The 19,499-nt window shown below is 40.1% G+C and carries 14 protein-coding genes and 1 pseudogene; 5 read left to right on the top strand and 10 right to left on the bottom strand.

Annotated elements, in window-relative coordinates; genetic code table 11:
• Positions 1–30 precede the first annotated feature (30 nt).
• The 3 genes from N6B01_RS04450 to N6B01_RS04440 all read right to left on the bottom strand — a co-directional run bounded on the left by N6B01_RS04450 (position 31) and on the right by N6B01_RS04440 (position 2,653).
• Entirely contained in the window at positions 31–927 is an 897-nt protein-coding gene (locus N6B01_RS04450) for an ankyrin repeat domain-containing protein (protein ID WP_262080111.1), read from the bottom strand.
• A 140-nt stretch (positions 928–1,067) separates the two neighbouring features.
• Positions 1,068–1,982, bottom strand: a complete 915-nt coding sequence (gene hemF, locus N6B01_RS04445; RefSeq protein WP_182419109.1) for an oxygen-dependent coproporphyrinogen oxidase — start codon at positions 1,980–1,982, stop codon at positions 1,068–1,070.
• 209 nt (positions 1,983–2,191) lie between these two features.
• Positions 2,192–2,653, bottom strand: a complete 462-nt coding sequence (locus N6B01_RS04440; RefSeq protein ID WP_262080110.1) for a tRNA (cytidine(34)-2'-O)-methyltransferase — start codon at positions 2,651–2,653, stop codon at positions 2,192–2,194.
• Positions 2,654–2,987: 334 nt separating this feature from the next.
• Between N6B01_RS04440 and N6B01_RS04435 the strand changes: the two genes are divergently transcribed.
• The gene (locus tag N6B01_RS04435) at positions 2,988–4,829 is read left to right on the top strand and encodes an ABC transporter ATP-binding protein (RefSeq protein ID WP_262080109.1); all 1,842 of its coding nucleotides are present in this window, start codon (positions 2,988–2,990) and stop codon (positions 4,827–4,829) included.
• Between the two features lie 207 nt (positions 4,830–5,036).
• On the opposite strand, the gene msrB is transcribed toward N6B01_RS04435, so the two are convergent.
• Positions 5,037–5,465 carry a peptide-methionine (R)-S-oxide reductase MsrB gene (gene msrB / locus N6B01_RS04430; protein WP_262080108.1) on the bottom strand — a complete coding sequence of 143 codons (429 nt, stop codon included), beginning with the start codon at positions 5,463–5,465 and terminating at the stop codon, positions 5,037–5,039.
• A gap of 370 nt (positions 5,466–5,835) precedes the next feature.
• On the opposite strand from msrB, the gene N6B01_RS04425 reads away from it, so the two are divergent.
• The 3 genes from N6B01_RS04425 to N6B01_RS04415 all read left to right on the top strand — a co-directional run bounded on the left by N6B01_RS04425 (position 5,836) and on the right by N6B01_RS04415 (position 11,609).
• Complete coding sequence (locus N6B01_RS04425; RefSeq protein ID WP_262080107.1) at positions 5,836–6,276, top strand: Ros/MucR family transcriptional regulator; 441 nt, start codon at positions 5,836–5,838, stop codon at positions 6,274–6,276.
• 618 nt (positions 6,277–6,894) lie between these two features.
• Positions 6,895–10,380: a DNA polymerase III subunit alpha gene (gene dnaE / locus N6B01_RS04420; protein ID WP_262080106.1), complete on the top strand. Its 3,486-nt coding sequence runs from the start codon at positions 6,895–6,897 to the stop codon at positions 10,378–10,380.
• Positions 10,381–10,538: 158 nt separating this feature from the next.
• Complete coding sequence (locus tag N6B01_RS04415) at positions 10,539–11,609, top strand: hypothetical protein (RefSeq protein WP_262080105.1); 1,071 nt, start codon at positions 10,539–10,541, stop codon at positions 11,607–11,609.
• Between the two features lie 99 nt (positions 11,610–11,708).
• On the opposite strand, the gene N6B01_RS04410 is transcribed toward N6B01_RS04415, so the two are convergent.
• Positions 11,709–12,176: an NUDIX hydrolase gene (locus N6B01_RS04410; protein WP_182419103.1), complete on the bottom strand. Its 468-nt coding sequence runs from the start codon at positions 12,174–12,176 to the stop codon at positions 11,709–11,711.
• Between the two features lie 462 nt (positions 12,177–12,638).
• The gene (gene gpt / locus N6B01_RS04405) at positions 12,639–13,133 is read right to left on the bottom strand and encodes a xanthine phosphoribosyltransferase (RefSeq protein ID WP_262080103.1); all 495 of its coding nucleotides are present in this window, start codon (positions 13,131–13,133) and stop codon (positions 12,639–12,641) included.
• Positions 13,134–13,933: 800 nt separating this feature from the next.
• Here gpt and N6B01_RS04400 point away from each other — a divergent pair.
• A pseudogene (locus N6B01_RS04400) lies at positions 13,934–15,167 on the top strand (DEAD/DEAH box helicase); the annotation flags it as partial.
• Positions 15,168–15,510: 343 nt separating this feature from the next.
• On the opposite strand, the gene N6B01_RS04395 reads toward N6B01_RS04400, so the two are convergent.
• The 4 genes from N6B01_RS04395 to ppx all read right to left on the bottom strand — a co-directional run bounded on the left by N6B01_RS04395 (position 15,511) and on the right by ppx (position 19,491).
• The gene (locus N6B01_RS04395; RefSeq protein ID WP_262080102.1) at positions 15,511–16,041 is read right to left on the bottom strand and encodes a hypothetical protein; all 531 of its coding nucleotides are present in this window, start codon (positions 16,039–16,041) and stop codon (positions 15,511–15,513) included.
• A 14-nt stretch (positions 16,042–16,055) separates the two neighbouring features.
• Positions 16,056–16,217 (bottom strand): DUF4424 family protein, encoded by a 162-nt coding sequence (locus N6B01_RS15215; protein WP_410007253.1) that lies wholly within the window; start codon positions 16,215–16,217, stop codon positions 16,056–16,058.
• Positions 16,218–16,337: 120 nt separating this feature from the next.
• Positions 16,338–17,750 carry a metalloprotease TldD gene (gene tldD / locus N6B01_RS04390; RefSeq protein ID WP_262080101.1) on the bottom strand — a complete coding sequence of 471 codons (1,413 nt, stop codon included), beginning with the start codon at positions 17,748–17,750 and terminating at the stop codon, positions 16,338–16,340.
• Positions 17,751–17,973: 223 nt separating this feature from the next.
• Entirely contained in the window at positions 17,974–19,491 is a 1,518-nt protein-coding gene (gene ppx / locus N6B01_RS04385) for an exopolyphosphatase (protein ID WP_182419099.1), read from the bottom strand.
• Between the last annotated feature and the right edge of the window lie 8 nt (positions 19,492–19,499).

Genomic DNA, 19,499 nt, shown 5'->3' with positions numbered 1-19,499 from the left:
ATTAATTTGGGCTGATTAGCTAAAAAGCTATCATTTACATAACACCTCATCACTTGTTTCACCGATGGTCTTCCATGGAATCGGACCGTTAAATATATATTTTGTTGAAACATTATCCTTAAAATTAGGATGTCTTTTTAATATAAACATCGCTAATTTTCTTTGATTTTCTTCGCGCTCTAAATCAGTCGCACCCAATGGCTTCAAATAAGTAATAATTTTTCGGATCTGCTCTTCTGTTGCATGATCATATGCACCATTGCAGATAATATCTTTGAGTAACTGATTACTTTCATCATCTCGACGAATTGCCAACATGGTTGCGGCTGAAAGACCTGTCTGCGAAATTTTGATAGGATCAGCGCCATTATCGATTAACAGACGTGCCCCAGCAGTATTACCCATCAATATTGTTAAAGCAATGATTGGTGTCTTAGCACCAGAGGTTAATTCATGATTAGGATCGCCACCATTTTTCAAATAAATGCTTAAAAGTTTCGTTCTATATTTCATTGTCTTTTCAACACCATCCGGAGATGAAACATTGGCTATATAAAAAGTAAAATCACGTGCAGATTTTTGAGATGGTCTATCAACCATATCGGGATCAGCCCCCGCTTGCAGTAAAATATCAATAGCTTGTAAATTATAGTGCCGAGCGGCAAAAAATAACAAAGTGATCTCAGCGTCATAACGCGCGTTAAGCGCACCATCTGGTAATGCTTTTACTTCTGCAAGGGTGATATCTTGTTTGCGTTCAATTTTTTGGGCAAGCGTAAAAACACTTCTTGGAGCCTTATCAAAATAACTATAGGAGGACGGGGTGTCCCTTGTGCCAGTGTCAACCAAATTTTGAGCGGATAACCAACCAATCAAACAATAATGCGCAACAAAAAATGTGACGAGCAGACCAAGGATTTTTTTCATTGAAAGCCCCCTTTCGATCTATAGACGATAGACCCAAAATGCACACAGCGAAATAGTTAAAACCTTATCACTAAATAAAAACGCCACCCAAATATTGTAATCTGGGCAGCGCATCTAATTTTTGATAAACTATAAAAACCTTAAGGCCAGCGCACGGCAGGCGGTAAAGAGGAAAGAATAGCATCAACATTGCCACCGGTTTTTAAACCAAAAAGCGTTCCGCGATCATAAAGTAGATTAAATTCGGCATAACGACCACGTTGAATAAGCTGCTCTTCGCGCTGTTCCTCTGTCCATGGTTTGTTAAAATTTTGCCTTACAATATAGGGATATACAACTGCAAAAGCGCGACCAATATCACGAGTAAAATCCAAATCGGCATCAAAGCCGCCCTGCTCTTCACTAGAGTGCAGCCAATCATAAAAAACACCGCCAATACCACGCGGTTCTTGGCGATGTTTTAAATAAAAATAATCATCGCACCATTTTTTAAGCTTGTCATAATCAGCAACATCCTTGTGCTTATCACAAACAAAGCGAAATGCTTTATGAAATGCAACGCTATCGCTATCTTGCTGGGTGCGCCGCTCACTAAGCATTGGGGTTAAATCTGCACCACCACCAAACCACTGGCGCGTTGTTACAATAAGCCGCGTATTCATATGAACAGTTGGTACATGAGGGCTTTGAGGATGGGCGATTAAAGAAATAGCAGAAGACCAATAACGCGGATCTTCCTCGGCGCCGGGTATTGCCTTGCGCAATTCTGGTTCAATCTCGCCAAATACTGTCGAGGTCATAATCGCCGCTTTTTCAAAAACGCGGCCATGAAGAACAGATCTTACACCACCACCTTGCAAACCACCTTGCTTTTGCCAAGGGATACGCTCAAATTTTGCAGGCAAATATTCACTTAACGGCCCTTCAAGATCACGCTCAATTTGTTCAAAACTTAGGCAAATACGGTCGCGCAAATCTTCAAACCATTTTGAAACCTGAGTTTTTTTCTCGTCAATATCTGCCGGTATATCACTTGGAATCAATGGCATTTTCATAAGCGTTCTCTTAACAATTGGTTAAATTGATGGTGCTTAGCAATTGTTCTATGTCTAACCGAGAACTGCAATGCTCCATACAAGCTTTACACAGCTTTATATGCAGATTACCTTAGTAAGCTAGAAACTTATTAACTTATATTACGTTTTCCTATCAACAACAGAGTTTCATAAAACATAAAATTTGCCAATAATATCTAATTCAATGCTTAATCTGTTAACAAAATTTGCCGCTTAGCTTCGCCTGCGGCCATAGCAACGCTCAAAGCCAAATTAAGCGAGCGCGCATGTGGGCTCATTGGAATCGTAACTCTTTCAAATGCAAAATTATGGACATATTCAGGAACGCCTGCGGATTCACGTCCAAAAAGCAAGCAATCATTAGCTTTAAACGAAAAATCATAATAGGCTTTATCAGAATGAGTGGTGAATAAAATGATGCGACGCTCTTCTTCAGCCATCGATCTCGTAAATTCTTGCCAATCTTGATGGCGGCGTAAATGGGCTAACTCCACATAATCCATGCCCGCTCTTTTTAAATTACGGTCAGAAATATCAAACCCCGCAGGTTCAATAATATTGATACCTATATCAAGACATGCACCAAGGCGAATGATAGTGCCAGTATTACCAGGGATATCGGGTTGGTATAAAGCGAGCTGTAACGTCATTGAATAAAAAACCATAGAAAATGAAAATATGATATAAGGCATTAAACGGATTTAGACAAAAAGTTCAACATAATTTACTTTTTGCATGCATCCCATTACCCAAACTATCTATATTCAGCTTTAAGCGCTTAAAGCTCATATTGTTAAGTTTTTAAAACTCGGCTTGTTGTAATAAACTGCTTACGATATAATCATTTCAATTAATTATTATATTGATGGAATTTAGCCTTTAATGGCAATTGTAATTCCCTATATCCTTAGCACCTATAATCAAAAACAGTGCAAAACTAATATTTATAACGGTAATTTGTGACCCGTTAAAAGGAGATAATACATGTTTGGATGGTTTGAGCGCAGGCTTGATGCTTTTCCTGCCGATCCACCAACAATGCCACCACGCGGCCTTGTTGCATTTTGCATTCATTATACAAAGGGCGTTTGGGGATGGCTTGCTTTAATGGCGGTGTTTACCGCGCTTATAGCTATAATGGAAGTTTCACTATTTGGATTTTTAGGCAATATTGTTAATTGGTTGTCATCAGAAAGCCCTCAAACATTTCTTGCCAACCAATCGGGCAAGCTAGGTTTTATTGCTTTTATTGTATTGGTACTATTGCCGGTAACTGTTGGTATCCATTCCTTAATTATGCATCAGACTTTGCTTGGCAATTATCCGATGCGTATTCGTTGGCTTATTCATCGCTATTTATTAGGCCAATCAATTAGTTATTTCCAAAATGAATTTTCTGGACGGATTTCCGCAAAGGTTATGCAAACTGCATTATCGGTGCGTGAAACTATCATGAAACTATTTGATGTATTAAATTATGTCATTGTTTATTTTATCGGTACGTTAATTCTTGCCGCAAGCGCCGATTGGCGGCTAATGCTGCCTTTTATTGGTTGGTTATTAACTTATATCGCAATTCTTAGTTTTTTCATTCCAAAATTGCGCCGTGCTTCAGAAGCACAGGCGGACGCGCGTTCGCTGATGACGGGGCGCGTTGTTGATACCTATACCAATATAGCCACAGTCAAACTTTTTTCCCATAATCAACGCGAAGAAACCCATGCGCGTGATGCATTTATTGGCTTTCAAACAACTGTTCATAAACAGATGCGACTTATTTCGTTAGTTTCCTTTGGTGTTTATGCAAGTAATTGCCTACTTCTTTTTGTTGTTGGCGCATTAGGACTGTATCTTTGGGTTAACGGCGCAGTAATGGTTGGTGCCGTTGCTGTCGCCATTGGTCTTGTATTGCGTCTTAATGGCATGGCACAATGGATTATGTGGGAAATGTCGGCATTATTTGAAAATATCGGCATTGTTGCAGATGGCATTAATTCTATTGCCCGCCCACGCCTTATTGAAGATAAGCCTGATGCCAAGCCGCTTATTGTCACCAAAGGTGATATTCGTTTTGAAAATATTGGTTTTCATTATGGCAAAGGTAAAGGTGTTATCAGTAACTTGAACTTGAATATTTTGCCAGGGCAAAAAGTTGGTATTGTTGGCCGTTCTGGTGCGGGTAAATCAACCCTTGTTAACTTGCTTTTACGCTTTTTTGACGTTGAGACCGGTCGTATCCTGATTGACGGGCAAAATATCGCCAATGTCAGCCAAGAATCACTTAGAGCTAATATAGGGATGGTGACGCAAGATACTGCATTGCTGCACCGCTCATTGCGCGAAAACATCATATATGGCCGTCCTGATGCTAGCCATGATGACGTGATAGCTGCAGTAAGTGATGCAGAAGCTGCTGATTTTATCGACCAATTACGCGATCACTCCGGAAATACAGGTTTTGATGCGCAAGTTGGCGAGCGCGGTGCCAGACTTTCTGGTGGCCAACGCCAACGTATTGCCATTGCAAGGGTTATGCTCAAAGATGCACCGATTCTCATTCTTGATGAAGCAACATCAGCTCTCGATTCCGAAGCAGAATTTGCTATTCAAGAAAATTTGATGAGATTGATGGAAGGCAAAACTGTACTTGCAATTGCCCATCGTCTTTCAACCATTGCCGCTATGGACCGCCTAATTATCATGGAAAAAGGTATAATCGTAGAAGATGGAACCCATGAGGAGCTTTTAGCACAAAATGGCATCTACGCAAAACTTTGGTCACGTCAAACCGGTGGTGTTTTAAGCCTAGATGAAGAAGATGAGTAGCTTTGTTTCAACAATGTATAAAACTTATATGGATTATATAAATTAGGCTATCCAAACAATAATATTTATTAAAATAAATTATTAGGTTTATATTTATTAAAAAGGTGACTGATCAAAATAATCAACCACCTTTTTATCCTTTAAAAATGCTAACACACACTTAAATAAAGAAACATTGTTAATATTTAAGCATCAAAAAAAACACTATCAATAAGAATTAATACTTTGTTGATCATAGCTTAACGCGTGACCATTCATACAAAATCTAAGGCCAGTAGGTGGAGGGCCATCAGGAAAAACATGGCCAAGATGTGCGTCACAATCAGCACAACGAATTTCAGTACGCTCCATTCCATAGGAATGATCATCAACACAAATAACTGCATCTTCTTTAATAGGTTGGCTAAAGCTTGGCCAACCAGTACCAGATTCATATTTATCAGATGAATCATACAGAGCATTGCCACAGCAAATACAACGGAATATGCCCGGATGAGACGTATCAAAATCTGGACTGGAAAACGCTCGCTCGGTACCATGCTGCCGCGTAATCTGATATTGAATAGGGGTAAGCTGTTCTTGCCACTCTTCATCAGTTTTAATAACTTTTAAGTGTGTATTATTTAATCTATTCACTTTTAATACCCATTGTCGAAATTTTAATTTTAAAATAGAGTAGCTCTACTACAATACAAGTGGAGAACTATATAAATTTCATTTGCAGTTTTTTTAAAATCACATATTTGCGATATAACCTTACATTTTTTTAATAAAAAATATCTGCTTCTTTATTATATAAAATATATTGTAATATAATTGAAAGACCGATATCGTTGCCTATATAAAAATTAATAGAATTTAGATATCACATCGATTGACAATTTTATATGTAATGATATTAGCAACACAAATAGCTAAATCCTTGTCAGATAGATTTATATAGGCTTTTTATTAAGCCATATTTTTGTATTTTGACTTGATAAAACAAGACCAAAAGGAAGAACTTATGGAAAGCTCTGATAATAATGAAACTGACCGGGCAATGTTGATCGCATTGACCGCTGATATCGTTGCTGCATATGTAAGCAATAATGATTGCCAAGCAGCTGAATTACCAACAATAATCACCAATGTACATGGTGCGCTATCCAGTATCGATGCAACTAATACTGTTGAAGTCGTCACTGAAAAACCCAAGCCTGCAGTTAATCCAAAGCGTTCTGTTGGTGAAGATTACATTATTTGCCTTGAAGATGGTAAAAAGTTTAAATCATTAAAACGTCATCTGATGACCCATTACGGCTTAACCCCAGAACAATACCGTGAAAAATGGGATCTTGATCCAAATTATCCTATGGTTGCTCCTAATTATGCCATGGCGCGTTCTGAACTCGCAAAAGAAATGGGACTAGGCCGCAAACGTAAAAAGCGGGCAACCAAGCAATAATATAACTTTAACACCTGCGGGGGAGTTAAGTTATCTTTAATAATTTGATAATTAAAATATAAATTCTACCACCCACAAGGTGATACATAGTCTTTACACTTCATGTGAAAAAATGGCGTTAATGTTTAACTGAGTATATTTACTCTATAAACATCGCCATTTTATTTTTGCCTTTTTATAAATTTATTTGGCACCATCTATTTTACCAAACAATACAATATAAAACATTTCTATTTAAACTAATTTCGCTACCTTTTATTGATCTATCAAAAATTTGAACTCATCGTACAATTGCTTGTTTCAAATATATTTTTTAAATTAAATATTTTTCTCGAAATATTAAAAATCTATATATTTTCTTAAACAGCTCTGCCATTAACTGGCGTTTCACAAAATTTATTATGTAGCTATTTAGTAAAGCCTTGAAGCAAAGCTTAGCTTCTTTAGTCGAGCTCACGAACAATCTGCTAATTGAAGCATATTTTCGGCAAAGAGGGCTTTAAAGTTGTAAATATTATCTTTATATCACCTATCATATGTGTTGATATAAATGCCATATATTCAAGCTATATTCAGCACCACATTCATAAAACCTGAAGCAAAATAGGATTCATACTGGTGAGTGAAACAACAACACAAACGCCTAAATCACTTTCTTATCCTAAGTTTGTCCATTTGCGCGTCCATTCTGCTTTTTCATTGCTTGAAGGAGCGCTTAAAACCGACAAAATCGTTGCTCATGCAGCAAGCGACCACGAAGCGGCAATTGCTATTACTGATACCAATAATCTATTTGGCGCATTGGAATTTACCCAAAAATGTTTTAAGGTGGGTATTCAACCCATTATTGGTTGTCAATTAGCTGTAGATTTTGAAGAGGATGCGCGTGATAGCCGCATAGTTAAAATGCGCACCGCTGCAGATTTTCAATCAATGGTATTTCTTGCTGCCAATGATACAGGTTATAATAATCTTGTTGACCTTGTAAGCCGTGCCTATCTTGATAAATTAGATACAGATCCACCCCATATTAGAGCGCAATACCTTAATGAAATTGGTGATGGTATTATTGTTTTAACTGGTGGTTTAAATGGGCCTATTGCTGCTGCCTTTAAAGAAGATCGCCCTGACAAGGCTTTGAGCCGCATTGAGTTTTTGCAAAAGGCAATTAAAGATCGGCTTTATGTTGAACTTGAACGGCAAGGCGATTATGATCGTGCTCTTGAGGCAAAGCTGGTGGAACTTGCTTATGCACGCGAATTGCCCCTTGTTGCAACCAATGAAGGCTTTTTCTTAAAGCGTGAAGATTATGAAGCCCACGATGCATTGCTGGCTATTGCCGCTGGCCAAGTGGTGTCTAATGATGATCGCCGCCGCATAACGCCAGATCATTATATGAAAACGCAAGATGAAATGGTAGCGCTTTTTAAAGATCTTCCCGAAGCCATTGAAAATACCGTTGAAATCGCATTACGCTGCCACAGTTTTACCCCAACTAGAAAGCCGATCTTGCCGCGATTTACTGGCCAGTCGGATGACCCTGATGCAGCCCTTGCCGCAGAAGCTGCAGAACTTAGCCGCCAAGCGCGAGAAGGTTTAAAATGGCGGCTTGAAACCGCAGGGCTTGCTGATGGCTATAGTGTTGAAGATTATGAAAAGCGGTTGGAATATGAAATTGGCATTATTGAACGCATGCAGTTTCCCGGCTATTTTTTGATCGTTGCTGACTTTATCAAATGGGCAAAGAGTAAGGATATTCCCGTAGGACCAGGGCGTGGTTCTGGTGCTGGCTCGCTGGTTGCTTATGCGCTTACCATTACCGATGTTGATCCTTTGCGCTTTTCGCTGCTTTTTGAGCGTTTTTTGAATCCTGACCGCGTATCAATGCCGGACTTTGATATTGATTTTTGTCAGGATCGGCGCGAAGAAGTTATTCGTTATGTGCAAGGTAAATATGGCCGCGAACAAGTTGCGCAGATTATCACCTTTGGAACGCTGCAAGCGCGTGCCGTTTTGCGTGATGTGGGGCGTGTGCTTGAAATACCCTATGGGCAAGTTGACCGCTTAAGTAAGCTCGTTCCATCCAATCCAGCTAATCCAGTTTCGCTGTCAAAAGCTATTCAAGATGAGCCAAAATTTGAAGAAGAAAAGCAAAAAGAACCAGTTGTTGGCCGCTTGCTTGATGTGGCGCAAAAGCTAGAAGGGCTTTATCGCCACGCCTCCACCCATGCGGCCGGTATTGTTATTGGTGACCGCCCATTGTGGCAATTGGTGCCGATGTATCGTGATCCACGTTCGGATATGCCAGTCACCCAATTTAACATGAAATATGTTGAGCAAGCAGGATTGGTGAAATTTGACTTTTTAGGGTTAAAAACCCTTACAGTCTTACAAACTGCGGTTAAATTTGTTGCGCGAAAAAACATAAAAATAGATCTTTCTCACATTCCCCTTGATGACGCCCCCACTTATGAAATGATGGCGCGCGGTGAAACTGTTGGCGTTTTTCAGGTGGAAAGTGCCGGTATGCGTAAAGCCTTGCTGGGCATGAAGCCGGATAGAATTGAGGATATTATAGCCCTTGTCGCGCTCTATCGCCCGGGGCCAATGGAAAATATTCCAACCTATAATGCGCGCAAACATGGCGAAGAAGAAATTGCTTCGATCCATCCGCAAATTGATTATCTTGTGAAAGAAACGCAAGGCGTTATTGTTTACCAAGAACAGGTGATGCAGATTGCGCAGGTTTTATCTGGCTACTCGCTTGGTGAAGCCGATTTGCTACGCCGCGCTATGGGTAAAAAAATCCGCGAGGAAATGGATAAGCAAAGATCGCGCTTTGTCGATGGTGCGATTGAAAATGGCGTATCTAAACAACAAGCCAATACGATTTTTGATCTTTTGGCAAAATTTGCCGATTATGGTTTCAATAAATCCCACGCTGCCGCCTATGCTATTGTTTCTTATCAAACCGCCTATATGAAGGCGCATTATCCGGTTGAATTTATCGCCGCATCAATGACTTATGATATGAATAATACCGATAAGCTTAACGATTTTCGCCGTGAAGCCGAGCGTTTGGGCATCAAGGTGGTGCAGCCGTCGATCCAGACGTCTTATCGTATTTTTGAAGTGGGTGATAATTGCATTTATTATTCGCTTTCCGCCATTAAAGGCGTAGGTGAGCAGGCGGTTGACCATATTGTTGAAGTACGCGGCAATAAGCCATTTTCTTCCTTGGAAGATTTTTGCGAGCGCGTAGATACCCATATTGTTAATCGCCGCGCCCTTGAAAGCTTGATTAGTGCAGGCGCCCTTGATTGTTTTGGCATTGGCCGCGAAGTTTTGGTGGCAGGCATTGATACTATCCTAGCACGTTCGCATCGCGTGCTTGAAGATCGCAATAGTGGTCAAATTGATATTTTTGGCCTTGCTGATACCCCAGCTGAAAAGCTCATGTTACCACAAGCAACTCCTTGGCTTAGCGCGCAAAAACTGCACCGCGAATTTCAAGCGGTTGGATTTTATTTATCGGCTCATCCGCTCGATGAATATAAAACCTACCTTGAAAAAATGCGCGTACAAGATTGGGCAGTATTTTCCAATGCAGTACGTAAAGGGGCTAGTGCTGGCCGGCTTGCTGGAACGGTTGCCACAAAGCAAATTCGCAAAACCCGTACTGGCAACAAAATGGGTATTGTGCAATTTTCAGATTCAACCGGTCAATATGAAGCCATTCTTTTTTCTGAAGGTCTTGCCCAATTTGGTGACATGCTGGAACCGGGGCAATCGGTAGTGATTACTGTTGCTGCGGAAAATCGCCCCGAAGGGGTGAGCCTGCGCATCCAAAGCGTTAATTCTTTAGAAGATGAGGCGGCGCGCCTTCGTAAAATGCTGCGTTTATTTGTGCGTTCTGCCGATGTGGTGGAACATATCAAAACACAATTAACCACTATTGGTGATGGTGAAGTTAGCCTTATTTTATTAAAAGATGACGGTGAACGCGAGATTGAAATTTTATTGCCGCGCCGTTACCGCTTAAGCCCGCAAATTGCCGCGGCAATGAAAGCGATCCAAGGTGTTGTGGATGTTGAAATGGTATAATTGGGCAAAAGTAACGATTATTTAGAGCGTTTTCAAAAAAAGTGTGAAGCGGTTTTCGGACAAAAAACGAAGGTAAACAATGGATTAGAGCGCCGATCTGATCCAATCAGATCGAAATGCGCTCTAATAGGTTAATTCTAGCAATAATGGGGTGTTTCATGCAGAATATAGGTAGAATTGATGCCTTGTTGGAGGATATGGTCAAAGCTGATAAATCCGTGCGCTCGCCAGAGATGCTGCCTATTTGCGTAAATTTTCAACAAACATGTAAGAAAATTGATGATCCCTCCCTATGGATTAAACAAGTAGGCGAGCAATTAGAGCATTTTGTTTTGCCCGAAAATGCTGCCACCCTTGCTTTGGCGTGTGGCGGCCTTATCGAACAAGGGGTGGAACCAGCGCAATTTTTTGACAATGCCTGCGCACTGCTATTGCACTATTTAGCAGAATTTGAGCCTTTTATTGGCAATGAACCTAATGAGAGTGACACTCTATATAATGAAAATAAAGCCGCATTTGAGCAAGATTTAAAAAATTGGCATCAGGTTAAAGAAAAGTTTGAAAACCTTGAAAGTGATGAAAAAGCGCGATTAGCAAACCTTACCGAGACTATAAATTGCCTCATTCTTCCCATCATGGCATGCATCATTCATCATGATGACTATTTAGAGGCTTTTAAAGCCAACCAACAATTTATCGAAAAAATTTACGAAATTTATAATAGCGATCTCATTGATATTAGTCATCTTTATTTTCTGACCCAAATGACGGCAATGAGTAATCCTGACATGGTTGTGCTACTACATTCCAGTAAAACTGGTTTTATTGTTCGTGGTCATCACATAAGAAACGGTTTTCATGCCATTGAGTTGTTGCAACCCTTTATTGCAGAGCGCCAAGAAAATTTGAAAATTGGCAAAGTCAATCCAGCTATATTGGTGGATGAAGTCCTACATAAATCCCTATATTCTTGGATTCCTTGGTCTAACTGGCAAGATGAAGGACCGCAAATATTTCCGATTATTTTGGGCGAGCCAGCGGTAGACATATGGCCAAAATGGCAAGGCAAGGTGGTTTTGGTTGCGGTTGAAGATCAATCCATGATTAAGCGCAGCTGGGAAAATATGACGGATCAAATCCATGTTGGGCAAACGACACGGCTTGATTTTATCCGTTATTTAACTGAAGATGAGGTGCTTGAACTGATGGAAGGTTACAAGGCCAATTAATTATCTTATAAAACTATGGGCTACAGTTTAAATCAAGTCGTAGCCCATTTGATAGCTTATTGCTATTTTAGGTGTTAGCCCCTTAATATTAAAGTAAGATTAAGCTATTGCCGCTTGCGCTAGTGGCTGAAAATTTAATAGGAGTTGTTTTAATTCCTGCTCATCCACTCGCTTTGCAGCTTCTTGCGGGCTTACCCACTCATATTGACGCTGTTGTTTTTCTGGCCATTTTTTCTCTTGATGAGAAAATAGAATTGGAAAAACGTCAACTGTGAACAAGTTTTGTCCCTCTGGCAAGTCATATTTCTTATATTCATAAGAACCAATTGCATGAGCTTCAGCAGTGCCACGCACACCTGCCTCTTCATAGGCTTCACGCAAGGCAGCCTGTGCCGAGCTGCGGCCTGGCATTGGCCAACCTTTTGGAAAAATCCAGCGGCCAGTTCCACGGCTAGTGATTAATAAAACTTCTAAATTTTTGCCCTGATAGCGATAAACAAGGGCTGCTACCTGTAATAGATGGCCATCATTTAATAATACAATTTTTGATTTTGCTACGGCCGACATTACTATATCCTCTTCTTGTTATTTTTTTTGGGTCGTCGATTTATGATGATGATGCGACCGGTAAGAGTTGATATTAATATAATGAATCAAAATCCGTTTGGTTCAATTGCTCAGCACATATTTTTCGATAATTTGTTTTTTCGATAATTTGGTTTTTGATTGCTTAATCATTTGATTGATATAAAAATGTCAAAGAATAAAAACCTAAAACAGTTCCTTAAAAAAACACTGTCAACTATTCTATTACTTTTTTTAAAAACAAGGTTAATATCTGAAATTTAGCACATTCTCAAAAGCCGGCGCAGATGTTAGCATAAAAATATCATTATGCCAAGCCTTATAGAATAGAACACCTATAAGCTATAAAAAACGCTGCATTTAAGGAAATTATTTTCACTCATTATTAAAATACTGGCAAGGCAACCAGGCCTAATCGAGTGGATACCTTGCCAAAAATATAAATTAGGCGCCGCCTTTTGCTATAGGTTCTTGATAAGCAAGCCCCATATCCCAAGGGAAATAAATCCAAGTATCCTGACTAACTTCGGTTACAAAAGTATCAACCAGCGGGCGGCCTTGCGGCTTTGCGTAAACCGTTGCAAAATGCGCCTTTGGGATCATATTGCGGATAAGGCCAGCTGTTTTGCCGGTATCGGTCAAATCATCAATCACCAATACGCCTTCGCCGCCATTTTCTAACAGGTTTTCGCTGATACCTTTTAATACCGCCATTTCACCCTGCTTACTATAATCGTGATAAGAGGCAATACAAACGGTTTCAATAAGGCGGATATTTAATTCGCGGCAAATAATGGCGGCAGGCACCAAGCCACCGCGTGTAATAGCAACAATGGCTTTCCACTCAGTGCCCTGCCCTGCAATACGCCAAGCAAGTGCGCGTGCATCGCGATGAAATTGATCCCAGCTGACGGGAAATGCTTTTTCAGGAAGTGACATGATAACTCCAGACCAATATTCTATTTATTGCAAACACTATAAATTATGTAGATAAAATTATTAAGATAAAAACAGCCCCTTTATGGAAACTATGCAAAAAAGCGGTTAGTTATCCACTTGATAAATGACATGCAACAATTCAAGCGATGGCAAAATTTAGTAGATAAGCCGATGGTATATAAAAATAATGTCAATTCAAAGTGCTTAACGACGTTACTCTATCACAATGAATCATTGCATTATTCACTAATTTACAAACATTCTCCACTGTAAAAACTATATTTTTATACCTATAATCACTTTATTAAAAATATATATCAAATTGATTTTAAATATAAAATTATATTTCTATATTTTCTCCAATTTGCAAAGCGCAAGTGTTTAACTTTGATAAAAACATTAAATACTTTTATAAAATCGATTAAATTATTTCGTTGACTTTTATATCTAAGAAGCTTAACTATTTTTAAATATTTATGTCTTGATGGTGTAATATTTATAGCTTTAAATCTTATTTGATGAAAAATAAACATCTTGCTTATTTTTACATCACACAGATAGATTATAAAAAAATCATCAAGATAGACTGCATAAAATAACTAGATTATAAAAATTATTGTGACAAGCTTGATAGACAGCTATGGAAATACCGTTTGGCTTTATCAAGTAAGTTTGATAAGATTGAATAAAATTATATAATGCTTTTATTTTTTCTAATTTGCATTATATAGCTAATTAATTAGCGATCATTTGACGCATTTAACAAAGATTAAAATTTGTCCTTAAAAATTGAAGAAAATATGTCCTCCTTACCATCTTTTGCAGAACTTGGTTTATCCCAAAAAGTAACGGCCGCGGTTGATGCAGCTGGCTATACAACTCCAACCGCAATTCAGGCTGGTGCAATACCATTTATTCTGCAACGGCGAGATGTTTTAGGTATTGCGCAAACTGGCACAGGTAAAACGGCTTCTTTTGTATTGCCAATGTTGACCTTGCTTGAAAAAGGACGGGCACGCGCAAGAATGCCGCGCACTTTGATCCTTGAGCCTACCCGCGAACTTGCAGCACAAGTTGCTGAAAATTTTGAAAAATATGGCATTAATCATCGCTTAAATGTCGCTTTACTTATTGGCGGCACATCTTTTGAAGATCAAGACCGCAAATTAGAGCGTGGCGCAGATGTGTTAATTGCAACACCAGGGCGTATGCTCGACCATTTTGAACGCGGTAAACTCCTTTTAACTGGCGTTGAAATTTTGGTGATTGATGAAGCCGACCGCATGCTTGATATGGGTTTCATTCCTGATATTGAGCGCATTTGTAAGCTTATTCCGTTTACACGGCAAACTTTGTTTTTCTCGGCAACTATGGCGCCAGAAATTACTACATTGACCGAGCAGTTTTTACATGCGCCAGAGCGCGTGGAAGTTGCAAAAGAATCATCAACCGCACGCACAATCACCCAATATTTAGTAAAATCTCCACCAAAATCTTGGGATAAACGCGCTGTATTGCGCGACCTTATCAAAGCACAGGGTGATGAGCTTAAAAACGCAATTATATTTTGTAACCGCAAAAAAGATGTGGCAGAGCTTTTCCGTTCGCTCACCCGCCATAATTTTAGCGTAGGTGCTTTGCATGGCGACATGGATCAACGCTCGCGCATGACAATGCTTGCCAATTTTAAAGAAGGCAAATTGCAACTTTTGGTTGCATCTGACGTTGCGGCACGCGGGCTTGATATTCCTGATGTCAGCCATGTTTTTAACTTCGACGTACCTACTCATCCTGAAGACTATGTGCATCGCATTGGACGCACAGGCAGAGCTGGCCGCAAAGGCAGTGCCTTTACCATTGTTACCAAAGCCGACATGAAATATGTTGATGCTATTGAAAAAATGAACAAGGAAGAAATCGCTTGGCTTGATGGCGATCTTTCAACCCTTGCCCCACAAAAAGCTGAAGAAACCGAGCATAAGGGTAAAGCTGGCCGCAATAAAAAGAATACCAATAAAAAAGCAAAAGATCCAATTTTAACCAATGATACATTAGCCTCAATTGATGAGACCGTAGGCAAAGACGCGCCAAGCAAAGCGGCAAATAATCAAAGCAAAGAGCCCGTAATTGAAGCGGTAAAAGTTAAAGAAAATATGCAAGCAACGAAGCCACCCCATTCAAGAAATAATCATTCTGACCACAACCGCAAAAAGCATGATAATAGCCCAATTATTGGTTTTGGCGATGATATTCCAGCCTTTATGCTAACCTCAACACGGTTAAAAACTTAAAATTATAGTTTTATAAAAGCATTTTTTTCAAAGGCGTTATTTTTTAATAACGCCTTTTTGCTTTAAGCGCCTTTTTATAATCAATTTTAAAACAAAACTTCTCTAATCGAAACAGCAAGATAATTATCAAGATCTTCCACTTTGGTTAAATCTAATTCGCTAATAAACTGATTTATATCACCACGCGTTTTAAATAGACCGTGATGATTAAGATATTTTTTTGCTGCTTCAAAACGACGGCAGCCAAAAATCTCCGTCTCTATTAACGAATAGCCGCCGTGGGGCTGGCCAAAATCATAGCCTGCAGCCTTTTCTAAATCATCTAATGACACTTCAATAAGGATTGGCTTTTTATATTTTGCCTCTAAAAATTGGCTATAGTTTTTTGCGTCAATAAGCGATGTGCAAACATTCACATAATAGTTGCCTATATTGATATATTGCCAATTTTCACTTAATTTATTAAAAATCGAATAATAGGCGGTATGATTATTCGCATTTCCTTGCGGCCATAGATCACCGCCAATACCAAGATAGCGATGCTGAAAATGATGCTCGCACGTGCAATCATCATCCCAATTATATTTAACAATAAACCAGCTTTTGGCATTTCCCATAGCTACTCCCAAACTTATTTTCCAATTGAAGTAAAGTGGTCTTTATCAACATAAAGAAAGTAAAGCTCTTGGCTTGGTTTAAAGTTTTTTGCGCGCATTTCAAATTGGGTTGGGCTTATCTTTTTTACATTAGTTCCACAAAAGCTAACAAAGGCTTGCTTTAAATACTTAACTATTGAATTAGTTTCATTCCCCCCTATTCAACCCCATAGATAGCCAGACTCATCTCGCCACCTTTTTAGACAAATAGAGCAGTTCAACTCTCTTAAAGAGTTAAACTACTCCTCATCTCTTAATTAGGCTTTCGTACCACCAATTGTCATGCCATTCATGCGCAAATGTGGTTGCCCTACCCCAACCGGTACGCTTTGCCCTGCTTTTCCGCACATACCAATGCCATTATCGAGCTTTGGATTATTGCCAATCATCGTAATACGGTGCATCGCATCAGGTCCATTACCGATAAGTGTTGCACCCTTTATGGGCGCACCAACAACACCATTATGGATGCGATAGGCTTCGGTACATTCAAACACAAATTTACCCGATGTGATGTCCACTTGACCACCGCCAAACGAAACACAATAAATACCATCTTTGACAGAAGCGATAATATCTTCAGGCGTTGCATCACCGCCAAGCATCATGGTGTTGGTCATACGTGGCATTGGCGCATGGGCATAGGATTCACGCCGGCCATTACCGGTTGGCTGCATATTCATTAAACGAGCGTTTAGCCTATCTTGCATATAGCCAACAAGCTTACCATCATCGATTAATATATTGCGACCAGATGGCGTTCCCTCATCATCAATACTTAAAGAACCGCGCCGATCTGGAATTGTACCATCATCAACGACAGTTACCCCTTTTGCAGCCACTTGCTGACCTAAAAGCCCTGAAAAGGCAGAGGTTTTCTTGCGGTTAAAATCACCCTCAAGGCCATGTCCCACCGCTTCATGCAGCATAACACCAGGCCAACCATTTGCCAAAACCACATCATAGGTGCCAGCTGGTGCATCTTCCGCTTCAAGATTAATTAAGGCTTGGCGCAAGGCTTCATCAGCCGCCATTTGCCAATTATGTTCGGTAATAAAGCTTTCAAAAGCCTTTCGGCCACCGCAACCATAAAAGCCACTTTCAAGCCTATCGCCATGGGCGGCAACAACACCAATACCAAGGCGAACAAGCGGACGTGTATCACGCAGCAATTGCCCATCAGCACGTAAAATTTCCACTTGTTGGATAGAGCCAGCAAGGGATACTGTAACCTGTCTAACATCGCCGTTTTTATGACGCAAATAAGAATCAATTTTTTCAAGCAGAGCAACTTTTTCTTCAAAGCTTGGTGCGCCAAGCGGACTTTCATCACCATAAAGATGATGGTTAGTACCGCGCGGTGCGCTAGCAATAGTACCGCTATGATTGGCTGATACTGCTTTGGCCGCATCACCTGCCCGTTTTAATGCCGCCAATGAAAATTCACCTGAATGAGCGTAGCCCGTTGCTTCGCCAGCGACAGCACGCAAACCAAAACCGCGATCTTGATTAAAAGAGCCAGTTTTTAACCGGCCATTGTCAAAAACTAAGGCTTCACTTTCGCGATACTCCATATAAAGCTCGCCGTCATCGGCATTTTCCAAGGTGTTTTTTACAACCTGCTCCACCGCCTCTTGTGAAACATCAAATTGATCAATTAACGGCTTCATAACAATACCCATTCTTTTTAAATCCTGAAACCTTATTTTAAAGACAGCAAGACCATATTACAATTTGTAAAATAAGCAAAATTTAACAATTTTTTTCAATGCAATAAAACTGTTGTCATTTCATGCAAATATCGCGCAGTTTTATAAAACTACGCGATAAAACGAGATAAATGTATAATAATTTTTTAGCACCATTGCGCACAAATCAATATCGCATCAAGACTTAATCATTAATGATACGATATTGCGCCGGAATATTGACCAATTTAGACAATTGCTGCAAACGACCAATTGGGCGATCAGACACCAAATCTTGATATTTTTGTGGGATATTGAGCGAAAGACAGCCATCTTCCATAGACCAGAAGGTTTCAGGTAAAATACCACTATTGGATGCACAAAATAAATTACTAATGCGCATAAAAGCACCCAAAACCTTGGCGCGGTAAATAATATCCGGCGTTGCAAGGCTAATAATTTCTGGGGCGTTTTTATCACCCACCAAGCCTTCATTGCGGTAAAAAACCGTTAAAGCGGCAAAAACTCGCCCTGGATGGTCGATACCGGAATAAACACCATAGGCAATTTGGTTGGCCGCTTGCATGCCGCGATAATCGGGGTGAATACGCCAAGCAATATCAGCAAGATAGCAAATGGCCTCGCGGTAACGCTTTTCATCTTCGCTTTCAGTTAGTTGCAAAGTTTCAAAGGCTTGCGAAGTCCAAACCATTAATTCCTTGGCATGACGCGGCGAACGAGCGCGCAAAACCGCCATTTCTTCCGTTGCCGATAATAATGGATCATAATTGCGAACTGTTTTGTTTAGCAATGAAAAGAGGAAGCCCTCACGCACACCAGAACCGGAGAAAATAATTTTTGCTGGCTTCATCACATGGATAATTTCAAGAAGCACCGCCGCACCATAAGGCAATAATTGGCGGCGGTTTTTTGAAATTGTTTCAATCCCCTTGATGGTTTCAATATCGCCTTTGGCTATGCGATGAAGAAAATAATCAATCTCGTCTGGAATAAGTTCATAGGCATGCATAACCGGCAAAGGATAGCCCTTAAAGCTCATATAGAGCTTGGCAAGGTTACGCCATGTACCGCCAACTGCATAAAAATTACGCCCACGCGCTTTGGTTAATAATGTGGCTTTTCGCACATAACGCCGCGCTATTTTTACCGCTTCGCTAAGATTATTATCCGACATATCCATAAGGCGCAATCCGCCCAAAGGCGTTGTTACGCCATCACCAATTTTGTTTTTATGAACATCAACCAATTCAACACTGCCGCCGCCCATATCACCAACAATACCAGAAGGCTGGTAAAAAGCCGATAAAATGCCATAAGCAGAATAGGTTGCTTCTTCTTTGCCGGTTAAAACACGAATTTCACAGCCTAAAATTTCGCCCGCTTCTTCAATAAATTGTGGGCCATTTTCCGCTTCGCGTGCGGCGGCTGTTGCAAGCACATGAATATTATCAACATCAATCTGCTTACAAAGTGCTTTAAAACGCCGCAAGGTCGCCAGTGCTATTTTTACCGACTCGTCTTCCAATCGCCCTGTTTTTGCCAAACCCTTGCCAAGACCGCAGAGGATTTTTTCATTAAACAAAACCGTGGGCGAGCGTACCAACCCTTCATAGACCACAAGTCTTACCGAGTTTGAGCCAATATCAATAACCGCAATTGGTTTACGCCCTTTGAGACGACCTTGAGCATTTGCACGTGTCATAATCAATC

Source organism: Bartonella sp. HY406 (assembly GCF_025449315.1).
In the GTDB taxonomy this organism is placed as follows: domain Bacteria; phylum Pseudomonadota; class Alphaproteobacteria; order Rhizobiales; family Rhizobiaceae; genus HY038.
This window is presented reverse-complemented; position numbering and strand designations above follow the sequence as displayed.